Below are 11,478 nucleotides of genomic sequence, written 5' to 3' on the forward strand. Positions count from 1 at the left end.
TTCGCGGCCGAGTCCACCCGACACGCCGATACCGACCCCTCGAGTCCGCGCGATTCAGTCGAACCAGACGTCGAGACCGTGCAGCGGGAAGACCGCTTGGCGGGTGGCCATGATGGCGCGATCGACACCGCTGTGCGGGTTGTGGCCCATGGCCCACGGTTGCACCCAGATGGGCAACTCGCTCTGGGGCAGGTCGCCCATGCGCTCGGGTCCGGGCTGGCCGGAGACCAGTTCGACGTGCTCGCGCCAGGCCGCCGGGATCTCGGTGGCGGCGGACAAGGGCCGGTGCGCGGCGATGGCGGTCAGGTGCGTCCAGGCACGCGGCACGGCACCCGTGACGTCGTAGCCCCCTCCCCCGACGGCCACCCACCGTCCGTCGCAGACCTCGTGCGCGAGCCGGTGCAGGTCGACCGCCGCCTGCCGTTGCGCGTCGAGGGACAGCGCCATGTGCGCCAGCGGGTCCTCCTTGTGCGTGTCGCAGCCGTGCTGCGTGATGAGCACCTGCGGCTCGAAGGCGCGCACGATCGGGCCGGCGACGGACGTGATCGCCCGCAGCCACGGCCCATCGGTCACGCCCGGGGGCAGCGCGACGTTGACGGCGGTGCCCTCGGCACCCGGCCCGCCGGTGTCGGCCGGCCACCCGGTGCCCGGGAAGAGGGTGCGTCCGGACTCGTGGATCGAGACGGTGAGCACGCGCGGGTCGTCGTAGAAGATCTCCTGCACACCGTCGCCGTGGTGCACGTCGACGTCGATGTAGGCGATCCGCTCGACGCCCTGGTCGAGCAGCCAGGCGATGGCGGCGGCGATGTCGTTGTAGATGCAGAAGCCCGCGGCCCGGTCGCGCATGGCGTGGTGCATGCCGCCGGTGAAGTTGACCCCGTGCATGGCCTCGCCGGACCACACCCGCCGGGCGGCCTCGACGGTGCCGGCGACGATCCGGGCGCTGGACTCGTGGATCCCGGCGAACCCGGGCACGTCGTCGGTGCCGATCCCCCACCGGCCGTCGGCGGAGGCGGGGTCGGCGGAGATCGCGCGCACGCCGGCGACGTAGTCGGGGTCGTGGACGCGCAGGAGGAGCTCGTCGGGGGCGGGTTCGACGTCGACGACGTCCACGTCGTCGAAGACCCCGAGCTCGCGGCACAGGCGTGCCGTGAGGTCGAGCCGCACGGGTGACATCGGATGTCCGGCCCCGAAGTCGTACCGCGTGAACTCCTCGCCCCAGATGGCGCACGTCCGTGTGCTCATGATCCAGACGCTACCCCGGCTAGTGTCGTCTTCCACGACTCACCCGACGATCGGAGGACCGCGTGCCGCGCATGCGTCTGCACAACGAGGACGTCCTCGTCCTCGGCCTCGGCCGTTTCGGCGGCGCCGTGGCCACCGAGCTGCACCGCCTGGGCAACCGGGTGACCGCGCTCGAGCTCGACCCCTCGCTCGCCGAGACCTACCTCGGGCGCGTGGGCCGCATCGTCCAGGGCGATGCCACCTCGGTGGCGACGATGGAGGAGCTGAAGCCGCACGCGTTCTCCGCGAGCGTCCTGGCGATCGGCTCCTCGATCGAGGCCAGCGTCCTCGCCGCGGTCAACCTCATCGACGGCGAGGCGCCGAAGGTCTGGGCCAAGGCGGTCAGCCCCGAGCACGCCCGGATCCTCAACCGCATCGGGATCCACCACGTCCTCTCCCCCGAGATCGAGTCCGGCAAGCGCCTGGCGCACCTCATCGGCAGCCGCCTGATGGACTACATCGAGTTCGATGACGGCTTCGCGATCGTCAAGATGACGCCGCCGCAGGAGGCGGTCGGTTTCACCCTCGAGCAGTCGGCGATCCGCAGCAAGTACGGCGTCACCGTCGTCGGGGTGAAGTCCCCGGGCCAGGACTTCACCTATGCCCGCCCGGAGACCAAGGTGCGCAACGGGGACCTGATCATCGTCAGCGGCCCCACGACCCTCATCGAGCGGATGGCCGCCCGCCCCTGACCCGCGCATCTCCCCGGGCGCCTGCGCGGTCACGCGGCCTGCCGCGAGCCGGTACGACAGCGCCGCGCCCCCCTTCGAGCGAAGGGGGGCGCGGCGCGCTGGTCGTGGGCTCGGGTCAGCCGCGGTCCTCGCCGAGGGCGAGGACGAGGGCGATCTCCTGCTCGTCGTCGCCGTTGCCGTTGTTGACGCGCATGGGACGACGGTCGTCGGTGGGGCGGAAGCCGAAGCTCGAGGCGAAGGCGACGGCGCGGCCGTTGTCCGAGCCGACCCAGTAGAAGAGCTGCGTCAGGCCCTTGCCCTCGGCGATGCGGGCGCTCTCGCGCACCAGGCTGGCGGCGACGCTGCGGCCACGCCAGTCCGGGCGGACCCACAGGCCGAAGAGCTGTCCGGCGGTCTCGGGGCGGTTGCCCTCGGCGGCACCGATGCTCACGACGCCGACGCCCTCACCACCGGACTCGGCGACGAGCCGGTCACTCCGACCCATCCGCGCCCGCCAGAACTCCTCGGGCTCGGCGGCCTCGGTGTCGTGGTCGGCGACGAAGGCGTCGGGAGATTCCTGCAGCGCTTCCAGCCGAAGGGTGCGGTAGGTCTCCCACTCGTCCTCGGTCAGTGCACGCACGGTGATCTCACTCATGGCATCACTCTCTCATCCCGGACGGCCCAAGGTGGTGGTGGGTCATCGATTGTTCACCCGTCCGCCCACCCTTCGGACCATCCGGTCACAGCCGTCGATGTCCCCGTGGCTCCCGTCGAAGGCGAACCCGAGGCGTCGGTAGAACGCGACGGCCCGCGGATTGTCGAGCATGACGTGCAGGTGCACCACCTCCGCGCCCACCCGTGCCGCCTGCTCGACGGCGGCCTCCACGAGGGCGTCGGCGATGCCCTCGCCGCGGGCGTGACCGGCGACCCACATCGCGACGATCTCCGGGACGGCGTCGGGGGCAGCGGTGTAGAGCGTCGCCGCTCCGAGCGGCAGGCCGTCCTCGCGCTCGGCCACGAGGACCGGGTTCCCGAGGCGGTCGCGCCAGGTGGCCTCGTCGAAGGCGACCTCCCGCTGGAAGCTGCTGCCGTAGGCGCCCGGCTCGTCGAGGAGCATGGCCAGTCGGACGGCGCGGTAGCGCCGCCAGTCGTCGGCCGCGACCCGGTGGACCGACCAGTCGGGCATCAGCCGGCCCGCTCGGTGCACGCCTCGACGGCCCGGGCGAAGGCGTGCCGCACGCCGTGGGCCTCGAGCTCGGCGAGCGCGACGGCAGTGGAGCCGCCGGGAGAGGTGACCGCGGCCCGCAGCAGGGCCGCCTCCTCACCGGTCTCGACGAGCATGGCGCCGGCTCCGCGGGCGGCCTGGGAGGCGAGTGCGAGGGCATCGGCCCGGGTGAGCCCGCGCGCGACCCCGGCGTCGATGAGCGCCTCGACGACGAGGTAGAAGTACGCCGGCGCCGACCCCGAGAGCGCGGTCGCCACCCCCTGCTGCGACTCGGGCAGGACGAGGGTGCCCCCGGTCGGGGCGAGCAGGTCGCGGACCCGCTGGAGCTGCTCGTCGGTCACGTCGTCGGCCGGGCTGAGCACGGTCATCCCCTGCCCCACGCGCGCCGGTGTGTTGGGCATCCCGCGGATCGCGGCGACGCCCTCGGGCAGTGCGGCCGCGAGGTCGGCGAGGGAGACGCCGAGGGCCAGGCAGAGCACGATCGAGCCCGGACGAAGGGAGGGAGCCAGCTGCTCGAGCAGCGCGGGCACGGAGTAGGGCTTGACGACGACGAGGTGGACATCTGCGCGGGTGGCCGCGGTGGTGGCGTCGACGACCTCGACGCCGCGGTCGCCATAGCGCTCACGCACTCGCTCGGCCAGCTCCTGGCTGCCCTCGACGGCGAGCACGTCGCCCGAGCCGTCGGCGGTGAGCGCCTCGAGGATGGCGCTGCCCATCGCGCCGACTCCGTAGATCGCGGTCGTCATGTCTGCTCCTGCTCGTGGGGTGGGAGTGGTCAGGCCCGGCCGGTGAGCGTCTCGACGAGCCGCCGCAGGCCGGAGGGGCGGCGGGCCAGGTCGTGGAGGTGCTCGAGCCACATCGGACCGTAGGGCACGAGCACGCGCACCCGGTGGCCGGCGTCGGCGGTGCGTAGCTGCAGGTCGGGGTCGGCGCCGAGGAAGAACTGGTACTCGAGGCCCTCCGGGCCACGGCCGGACTGGTCGGCGAGACCGTCGGCGAGGTCGAGGAGCAGCGGTTCGTGGGTGGCGACGACGGCGTGGACGCCGCTGCCGAGCAGGGTGGCCAGGCACCGGGCGAAGGCCAGGTCGACCTCGTGCTGGTCCTGCCACGCGATCGCCCGGGGCTCGCCCGTACCGCCACGCACGAGCCGCACCCGGGCGCCGTCGGCGGCCAGGGTCAGGGCGTCCGCCTCGCTGCGGTGGCGCCGGGCGACGAGCGAGGTCGTGAGGCGCGGGTGGTCCGGGCGGACCCGCCGCACCAGGTCGAGCAGGGCGTCGGTGTCGGCGTGGGGACCGGAGCGCAGGGTCACGTCGACCCGGTGCTCGTCCCCGGCCACGCAGATGCGGTGGAGGGCATCGGCGGCCTGCTCGGGGTCGGTACCGAGGGCGAGGTGCTCGGGCGCGAGGTAGATCTCGGAGTGGTAGTCGCCGCCGGAGGTCACGGGCGCGACGCGCTCGATCGCGGTGACGGCCTCCTCGACGCAGGCCTCCACACCCGCGGTGTCGGTCGCCTCGGGCAGCAGGGGGTGCAGCGCAGCCAGACGGTTGGTGCGACGCAGCCAGGCGGCGGTGGCGACGGCCTCGTCGACGGTCTCCCCGGCGACGAAGCGTGACCGGGCCGCCGCGAGGACCGTGGAGCGGGTGAGCAGGTCACGTCGCTCCGGCTCGAAGAGCGCGTCGAGGACCCGGGTGCGCAAGCGGTCGGCGCTCAAGGCGCTCATGCGGTCTCCTCCGGTGCGTGCAGGCGGTAGGCCCCGGGGACGACTCGCCACGTCCGCTCGCGCGCCGGCTCGAGCTCCTCGCCGTCGGCGTTCGCCGCCACGTCGTGGTTGACGCCCCGCACCGTGACCGTGCGCGCCCGCGTCGTGACGACGTCGTCGAGCCGGGTGTGCGTGCCCGACCCCAGGTGGAGGGCGTACCGGGCGCGGCGCATCGGCGCCACGGCATAGGAGACGACGACCTCGGCCAGCCCGTCCCCCGGCCGGGCGTCCGGCGCGATCTCGGTCCCGCCGCCCACGCTCGTGCCGATGGTGATCGCGACCTGCAGCACCCTCCGGCTGCCGTCGCTCACGACCTCGTCGTCGGCGACGACCTCGAGGTGGCGGCCCTGCTGGCCGAATCCGGCCGCGATGCCGCCGATGGCGTAGCCGAGGACCCCGAGACAGACCTTGCCGAGGCGCTCCTTCCACGGGGCGGCGATGCGGCCTGCCTCCTCGCCCACACCGATGTGCACGGCGTTGGCCACGAGCCGGTCGTCGTCGTCGATGAGCAGGTCCACAGGGCGCAGCGGGCTGGACAGCACGATCCGGGCCGCCTGCGCGGGGTCGGTGGGCAGACCGACCGAGCGGGCGAAGTCGTTGCCCGTGCCCATCGGCAGCAGCCCCACGGTCGGCGGGTCCTCGCCGAGGGTCCCGGTGCGGCACAGCGCGGTGGCGAACGCATTGAGCGACCCGTCGCCACCGGCGATGACGACCTCGCGCCCGTCCCGGCCCGCGATCGCGTCGGTGAGGTCGTCGATCGACTCGGTCTCGACGACCTCGACCTCGGCCTCCTCGCGCAGGACGTCCAAGGCGGCGTCGCGGCTCCGGCGGTCGGAGGTGCCGGCGGAGGCATTGGTGATGAGGAGCAGTCGTCTCACGGCGTCAGCCTACGGCGCGGGGACCGGCGGGACGGGCGTGCGGGTCAGGGGGTGCGTCGACGCAGCGTGAGGCTGCCGAGGAAGAGTGCCAGCACGATCCAGCCGACGATGACGAGCACCGGGGTCGTGAGGTCGCCACCGGGGTCCGGCTGCCGGGCGACGGCGGTCGCGGCGTCGACGACATAGGACAGCGGCAGCACGTCGGAGACGAGCTCGAGCGCACGGGGCAGCTGCTCGCGCGGCACGAGCAGGCCGCACAGGAGGAACTGCGGCAGCACGGTCGCGGGCATGAGCTGGACCGCTTGGAACTCGGTGGCGGCGAAGGCCGAGGCGAGCAGTCCCAGCGCGGTGCCGAGCACACCGCTCGCGACGACGACGAGCACGAGCCAGGCGGGTGTCGCGGCCGTCTCCAGCCCGAGCAGCCACACCGAGACCGCCGTGACGAGGGCACCCTGCACCACGGCGAGCAGGCCGAAGGCGAGCGCGTACCCCAGCACGAGGTCGGCCTTGCCGAGCGGGGTCGTGAGCAACCGCTCGAGGGTGCCGCTCGTGCGCTCGCGCAGGGTCGCGACGCTCGTGACGACGAACATGACGACGAAGGGGAAGACCGTGAGCAGGGTGGGTCCGACCCGTTCGAAGAGGACACCGTCGACGTAGATCCACGCGAGCAGCCCCATGAGGACCATTGGCACGACGAGCATCAGGGCGAGGGTGCGGTGGTCGCGTGTCACCTGCCGCAGCACCCGGGCCGCGGTGACGGCGGTCAGGCGCGGGTTCATGCCGCCGCTCCGTCCACGAGGGCGAGGAAGGCACTCTCCGCGTCGGGCGCTCCGGTGCGACGCAGGAGCTCGGCCGGCGTCTCGTCGGCGAGGACCTCCCCTTCGCGCAGCAGCACGAGCCGGTCGCACCGGGAGGCCTCGTCCATGACGTGGCTGGAGACGAGCAGGGTCACGCCGTCGCCGGCGAGCCGGCGAAACAGGTCCCACAGGTCCCGGCGCAGCACCGGGTCCAGGCCGACCGTCGGCTCGTCGAGGACGAGCAGCTCCGGCGCTCCGACGAGCGCGGCCGCGAGGCTGGCTCGGCTGCGCTGCCCGCCGGACAGCGCATCGGCCCGCGCCTGCGCGTGGCTCGTGAGGTCGACCCGCTCGATGGCCTCACGCGCGGCGGCCCCGGGGGCGGCCACGCCGAGCAGACGGGCGAAGTGCGCGACGTTCTCGCCCACCGTCAGGTCTCCGTAGACGCTCGGCGACTGGGTGACGTAGCCGACGCTGCGGCGCAGGGCCGGGTGCCCTGCCGGTCGCCCCAGGACCTCGATGCGACCGTCGTCAATCTGCTGCACACCGACGATCGCGCGCATCACGGTGGACTTGCCACCACCGCTCGGGCCCAGCAGCCCGACGACCTGGCCCGTCGGGACCTGCAGGTCCAGGCCGGGCAGGACGAGGCGGCCCCCGCGCGTCACCCGCAGCCCGCTGATCTCGATCGCCGAATTCACCATGTGATGAATTGTCCTCCCGTGGATCCGGCGGGGCAATCCCCCTTCGTCCTCGTGCGCCGAACGGTCACCCACCGCGCAGCCGCCCGGGCAAATGCGCGCCCCACGCGCAGCCGCCCGGGCAAATGCGCGCCCCCACGCGCATTTGCCCGGGGAGATGCGCGCCCCCACGCGCATTTGCCCGGGGAGATGCGCGGATCAGGGGTCGAGCAGGCGCTGGACGGCGGGGCCGACCGTCGCGACGATCTCCTCGGGTTCGGCCGCCACCATGCTCGGCAGCCCGACCACGTAACGCAGCATGCCCATGCCGACGACCTGCGCGCCCACGGCGGCGATGGCGAGGTCACTGATCTGCCCTTCGTCGGCGTAGAGCTCGGCGATGCGGGCGAAGACGGTGCGCAAGACGAAGTCCTGCAGCAGCCGGGCCGCCTCCGCGTGGGTCGCCACGGCCCCGACCATCGCCTGGAAGCGGACGCGACCCTCCGGGTGGTCCCACACGGAGAGGAAGGTGCGCACGATCCGCTCCCCCGCGCTCGACCGCGGCCCGTCCACAGCGGCGAGGATCTCCTCCTCGATGCCCGGCGGCACCCCGACGACCTCGGCGAAGAGGCCCGGCTTGCCCTCGAAGTAGTGGTGCACGAGCGCCGGGTCGACCCCGGCCTCACGGGCGACCGCGCGCATCGACGTGCCGTCGTAGCCCTGGGAGGCGAAGAGGGCGCGCGCCGCCGTGACGATCTCGCGGCGGGTGTCGCCCTCCCCCGGCCGGCGCCCTCGCGGGGACATCAGGCCTCGGCCTGGCCCAGGTGGCGCCGGGCGAACTCCAACGACTCGCGCAGGTCGTCCTCGCGCTCCCGCGGACGGCGCCGCGTGCCGACCTCGAGCACCACGGAGCCGGCGAAGCCGCTCGAGGCGACGTGCGCGAGCACCTCGGCGCACGGCTGGGTCCCGCGACCGGGGACGAGGTGGTCGTCCTTGAGCGTCGTGAGCAGCCCGTCGGCCAGGTGGATGTGGGCGAGCCGGTCCCCCAGGTCCTGCACCATCTGCATCGCGTCGCTGCGCGCGGTCGCGGTGTGCGACAGGTCGATCGTCACGTTGTCGTAGGGCTGCGGCACCGGGTCCCAGTGCGGCAGGTAGGCCTGCACCTGCCGGCCGCGGGCGGCCCAGGGGAACATGTTCTCCACCGCCAGCACGATGCCGCTGTCGTGCTCGCGCTCGGCGACGCCGTCGGCGAACCCTCGGGCGTACTCGCGTTGCCAGCGGAAGGGGGGATGCAGCACGACCGTCGGCGCCCCCACCTCCTGCGCCAGCTCGATCGAGCCATCGACCTTGCCCCACGGGTCCGGCCCCATGACGCGCTGGGTGAGCAGCAGGGTCGGCGCGTGGATGGAGACGATGTCGAGGCCGTGGTGGTCGGCGAGCGCGCGCAGGGCGCCCGCGCTTTGCGAGATCGGGTCGGTCCACACCATGATCTCGACGCCGTCGTAGCCGAGGCGGGCCGCGGTCTCGAAGGCAGCGGCCGCGCCCTCGGGATAGACCGATGCGGTGGACAGCGCCACCGGCACGTGACGGGTTGGATCGGGCATGTCCTCGAGCGTAGCCCCGTGGCGTGGCCCCTCCTCGGGTGCGCCGCCGGGGCTCGGGACCGCGGCCGTCAGGACATCAGGTCGAGATAACGCAGGAGCACGCCCTCGCGCAGCGCCCAGGGGCAGATCGTCAGCTCCTCGACACCGAGCAGGTCCATCGCGGCCTCGGCGACGATGCCACCGGCGAGCATCTGGTGGGCTCGCGAGGAGGAGACGCCCGGCAGCTGGACCCGCTCGGCCGCGGTCATCGGCGTGATCCGCGCGATCGTCGCGGTGACGTCGGCCCGGCGCAGGCGGCGCTCGACGTAGGGGCCGTCGCCGCTCGGCGCCGCGCCGGCGATGCGGGCCAGCGAACGCATCGTCTTGCTCGTGCCGAGCACGGTGTCGGGCGAGCTCGCCTTGGCGTAGGGGCGGATCTCCTTGGCGAGCGTGGCGCGCACGTGCCGCCGGGCCGCCTTGATCTCCGCGGCGGTCGGCGGGTCGCCGGGCAGCAGCTCGCGGGTGGTGCGGCCGGCACCGAGCAGCAGGGACTTGGCGATGTCGGGGTCCTCGTCGTCGCCGAGGGTCAGCTCCAGCGAGCCGCCGCCGATGTCGATGACGAGCAGCTTGCCCGCCGACCAGCCGGCCCAGCGACGAGCGGCGAGGAAGGTCAGGCGTGCCTCGTCCTCACCGCTCAGCACCTGCAGGTCGACGCCGGTCTCGGCGCGCACCCGGGCGAGCACCTCGTCCCCGTTGGGCGCCTCGCGCACGGCACTGGTGGCGAAGGCGAGGATCTCCTCGGCGCCCTGGTTCTCCGCGACCTCGAGGCACTCTGCGACGAAGCGGGACAGGTCGGCCGCACCCTGGTCGTCGATGCAGCCGTCGTCGTCGACGTGCTCGGACAGGCGCAGCAGGATCTTGTGCGAGGTCGCAGGGATGGGCGCCGCACCGTGGTGGGCGTCGACGATGAGCAGATGGACGGTGTTGGAACCGATATCGATGACACCAAGGCGCACGGGGCAACAGTAGACGGCGTGGGCCTCGATCGACGCAGCACGGGCGCATAGGGTGACGACCGTGACCGATGACGCCCCGCAGCACCCCGGCGAGACCGACCTGACGGCGGCCCGGACCTGGGTCGAGTTCGAGGACCCGGCGCAGGAGGGGCAGCGCTTCCGCTGCGACCTGACCTGGCTCACCTCGTCGTGGACCTGCGTCTTCGGCTCGGGCTGCCACGGCATCGACGCGGACAAGCCCGACTTCGGGTGCTGCGTCCTCGGGGCGCACTTCACCGACAAGGACGACATCGCGCGGGTCAAGGCCGTGGCCGAGGAGCTCGGCGAGGACGAGTGGGAGCTGCACCCCGGCTCCACCCGCAAGTCGGCGTGGACGGAGAAGGAGGACGGCGAGCTCAAGACGAAGGTCGTCGACGGCGCCTGCATCTTCTTGAACCGCCCGGGCTTCCCCGCCGGCGCCGGCTGCGCCCTGCACCAGCACGCGGTCCTCACCGGGGTCGAGCCGCACACGGTCAAGCCCGACGTGTGCTGGCAGCTGCCGATCCGGCGCACCTACCGCACCGTCGAGCTGCCCGACGACAGCAGCTACCTCGAGGTCAGCATCGGCGAGTACGACCGCCGCGGCTGGGGGTCGGGCGGGCACGACCTGGACTGGTACTGCTCGGGCAGTCCCGACGCGCACGTCGCGGCCGACCCCGTCTACGTCACCGAGCGCGCCGGGCTCATCGAGCTCATGGGTGACGCCGGGTACGCGGAGCTCGCCGAGCGCTGCGAGGCCCACCTGGCGCTCGTGGCCGCCGCCACGACGACGACGGGAGGGTCCCGCCCTTCGCCCTCCGGCCGGCGCCTGCTGCCGCTGCTCGTCCACCCCGCGACCCTCGCCGCCAAGGAGTGGTGACGATGTCCCCCTTCGTCCCCGTCGAGGTGGTACGCGCCGAGCTCGGCGCCGCGCTCGGCGACGGCGTCCTCGTCACCGACCCGGACGTGCTCGACGCCCACTCCCGCGACCAGGCGCTGTGGTGCCCGGCGGACGGCGCGGTCGCCCTCGTGCGGGCCCGCTCGGTGGCGGACGTGCAGGAGACGATGCGCTTCGCGACCCGCCACCACGTCCCGGTCGTGCCGCAGGGCACCCGGACCGGGCTGTCGGGCGGAGCCAACGCCGTGCCCGGCTGCATCCTGCTCAACCTGGAGCGGATGACGCGCGTGCTCGAGATCGACGCGGCCGAACGGACGGTGACCGTCGAGCCGGGGATCATCAACCAGGACCTCAAGGACGCGCTCGCACCGCACGGCCTGTCCTACCCGCCCGACCCGGGATCCGTGGCGATCTCGTCGATCGGTGGCAACGTCGCGACCAACGCCGGCGGCCTGTGCTGCGTCAAGTACGGCGTGACCCGCGACTACGTGCGGCAGCTGCGGGTGGTCCTCGCGGACGGCACGCTCACGACGATCGGCACGACCACGACGAAGGGGGTCGCCGGGCTCGACCTGCGCGGTCTCTTCGTCGGGTCGGAGGGCACGCTGGGCGTGGTCGTCGAGGTGACCCTGCGGCTCGTGCCCGCGCTGCCCGAGCCGCTCACGGCCGTGG

Annotated in this window: 14 protein-coding genes; 3 read left to right on the top strand and 11 right to left on the bottom strand. The window is 73.4% G+C overall.

The genetic code is table 11. From position 1 onward, the window contains the following. Positions 1-54: 54 nt before the first annotated feature. Positions 55-1,245, bottom strand: a complete 1,191-nt coding sequence (locus tag JAN01S_RS07270) for an acetoin utilization protein AcuC (RefSeq protein WP_068315881.1) — start codon at positions 1,243-1,245, stop codon at positions 55-57. A 71-nt stretch (positions 1,246-1,316) separates the two neighbouring features. Here JAN01S_RS07270 and JAN01S_RS07275 point away from each other — a divergent pair, with 71 nt between their 5' ends. Beyond that, entirely contained in the window at positions 1,317-1,976 is a 660-nt protein-coding gene (locus JAN01S_RS07275) for a potassium channel family protein (RefSeq protein ID WP_068315933.1), read from the top strand. A gap of 115 nt (positions 1,977-2,091) precedes the next feature. On the opposite strand, the gene JAN01S_RS07280 is transcribed toward JAN01S_RS07275, so the two are convergent. From JAN01S_RS07280 to JAN01S_RS07325, 10 genes are all read right to left on the bottom strand, one after another. Next, positions 2,092-2,610 (bottom strand): GNAT family N-acetyltransferase, encoded by a 519-nt coding sequence (locus JAN01S_RS07280; protein ID WP_068315884.1) that lies wholly within the window; start codon positions 2,608-2,610, stop codon positions 2,092-2,094. A gap of 42 nt (positions 2,611-2,652) precedes the next feature. Then, on the bottom strand, positions 2,653-3,141 hold the full coding sequence (locus JAN01S_RS07285; protein WP_157075645.1) for a GNAT family N-acetyltransferase: 489 nt from the start codon (positions 3,139-3,141) through the stop codon (positions 2,653-2,655). After that, complete coding sequence (proC, locus tag JAN01S_RS07290; RefSeq protein WP_068315890.1) at positions 3,141-3,926, bottom strand: pyrroline-5-carboxylate reductase; 786 nt, start codon at positions 3,924-3,926, stop codon at positions 3,141-3,143. Before proC ends, JAN01S_RS07285 begins: the two co-directional genes overlap by 1 nt. A 29-nt stretch (positions 3,927-3,955) precedes the next feature. Then, positions 3,956-4,900: a proline dehydrogenase family protein gene (locus tag JAN01S_RS07295; protein WP_068315895.1), complete on the bottom strand. Its 945-nt coding sequence runs from the start codon at positions 4,898-4,900 to the stop codon at positions 3,956-3,958. After that, positions 4,897-5,817, bottom strand: coding sequence for a diacylglycerol/lipid kinase family protein (locus JAN01S_RS07300; protein WP_068315898.1), 921 nt, complete (start codon positions 5,815-5,817; stop codon positions 4,897-4,899). Before JAN01S_RS07300 ends, JAN01S_RS07295 begins: the two co-directional genes overlap by 4 nt. A 44-nt stretch (positions 5,818-5,861) precedes the next feature. After that, on the bottom strand, positions 5,862-6,596 hold the full coding sequence (locus JAN01S_RS07305; RefSeq protein WP_068315901.1) for an ABC transporter permease: 735 nt from the start codon (positions 6,594-6,596) through the stop codon (positions 5,862-5,864). Then, positions 6,593-7,315 carry an ABC transporter ATP-binding protein gene (locus tag JAN01S_RS07310; RefSeq protein WP_068315903.1) on the bottom strand — a complete coding sequence of 241 codons (723 nt, stop codon included), beginning with the start codon at positions 7,313-7,315 and terminating at the stop codon, positions 6,593-6,595. The genes JAN01S_RS07305 and JAN01S_RS07310 overlap by 4 nt, the downstream gene beginning before the upstream one ends. Before the next feature lie 195 nt (positions 7,316-7,510). After that, positions 7,511-8,095 carry a TetR/AcrR family transcriptional regulator gene (locus JAN01S_RS07315; protein WP_068315905.1) on the bottom strand — a complete coding sequence of 195 codons (585 nt, stop codon included), beginning with the start codon at positions 8,093-8,095 and terminating at the stop codon, positions 7,511-7,513. Beyond that, positions 8,095-8,895 carry a sugar phosphate isomerase/epimerase family protein gene (locus JAN01S_RS07320; protein ID WP_068315907.1) on the bottom strand — a complete coding sequence of 267 codons (801 nt, stop codon included), beginning with the start codon at positions 8,893-8,895 and terminating at the stop codon, positions 8,095-8,097. Before JAN01S_RS07320 ends, JAN01S_RS07315 begins: the two co-directional genes overlap by 1 nt. Positions 8,896-8,963: 68 nt before the next feature. Beyond that, on the bottom strand, positions 8,964-9,890 hold the full coding sequence (locus tag JAN01S_RS07325) for a Ppx/GppA family phosphatase (RefSeq protein ID WP_068315910.1): 927 nt from the start codon (positions 9,888-9,890) through the stop codon (positions 8,964-8,966). Between the two features lie 61 nt (positions 9,891-9,951). On the opposite strand from JAN01S_RS07325, the gene JAN01S_RS07330 reads away from it, so the two are divergent. Together JAN01S_RS07330 and JAN01S_RS07335 are read left to right on the top strand one after the other, a co-directional pair. Beyond that, entirely contained in the window at positions 9,952-10,788 is an 837-nt protein-coding gene (locus JAN01S_RS07330) for a DUF3109 family protein (RefSeq protein WP_068315936.1), read from the top strand. A 2-nt stretch (positions 10,789-10,790) separates the two neighbouring features. Next, the coding region (locus tag JAN01S_RS07335) for an FAD-binding oxidoreductase (RefSeq protein WP_157075646.1) at positions 10,791-11,478 on the top strand (688 nt) is incomplete at its 3' end.

This window comes from Janibacter anophelis NBRC 107843, from assembly GCF_001570945.1.
Classification (GTDB): Bacteria; Actinomycetota; Actinomycetes; order Actinomycetales; family Dermatophilaceae; genus Janibacter; species Janibacter anophelis.

What these genes read in the sequence shown, in the direction of transcription:
- JAN01S_RS07275 (WP_068315933.1), top strand. Translation starts at nt 1,317, where the DNA reads ATGCGTCTGCACAACGAGGACGTCCTCGTCCTCGGCCTCGGCCGTTTC.
- JAN01S_RS07285 (WP_157075645.1), bottom strand. Translation starts at nt 3,141, where the DNA reads ATGCCCGACTGGTCGGTCCACCGGGTCGCGGCCGACGACTGGCGGCGC.
- JAN01S_RS07295 (WP_068315895.1), bottom strand. Translation starts at nt 4,900, where the DNA reads ATGAGCGCCTTGAGCGCCGACCGCTTGCGCACCCGGGTCCTCGACGCG.
- proC (WP_068315890.1), bottom strand. Translation starts at nt 3,926, where the DNA reads ATGACGACCGCGATCTACGGAGTCGGCGCGATGGGCAGCGCCATCCTC.
- JAN01S_RS07280 (WP_068315884.1), bottom strand. Translation starts at nt 2,610, where the DNA reads ATGAGTGAGATCACCGTGCGTGCACTGACCGAGGACGAGTGGGAGACC.
- JAN01S_RS07320 (WP_068315907.1), bottom strand. Translation starts at nt 8,895, where the DNA reads ATGCCCGATCCAACCCGTCACGTGCCGGTGGCGCTGTCCACCGCATCG.
- JAN01S_RS07315 (WP_068315905.1), bottom strand. Translation starts at nt 8,095, where the DNA reads ATGTCCCCGCGAGGGCGCCGGCCGGGGGAGGGCGACACCCGCCGCGAG.
- JAN01S_RS07270 (WP_068315881.1), bottom strand. Translation starts at nt 1,245, where the DNA reads ATGAGCACACGGACGTGCGCCATCTGGGGCGAGGAGTTCACGCGGTAC.
- JAN01S_RS07310 (WP_068315903.1), bottom strand. Translation starts at nt 7,315, where the DNA reads ATGGTGAATTCGGCGATCGAGATCAGCGGGCTGCGGGTGACGCGCGGG.
- JAN01S_RS07305 (WP_068315901.1), bottom strand. Translation starts at nt 6,596, where the DNA reads ATGAACCCGCGCCTGACCGCCGTCACCGCGGCCCGGGTGCTGCGGCAG.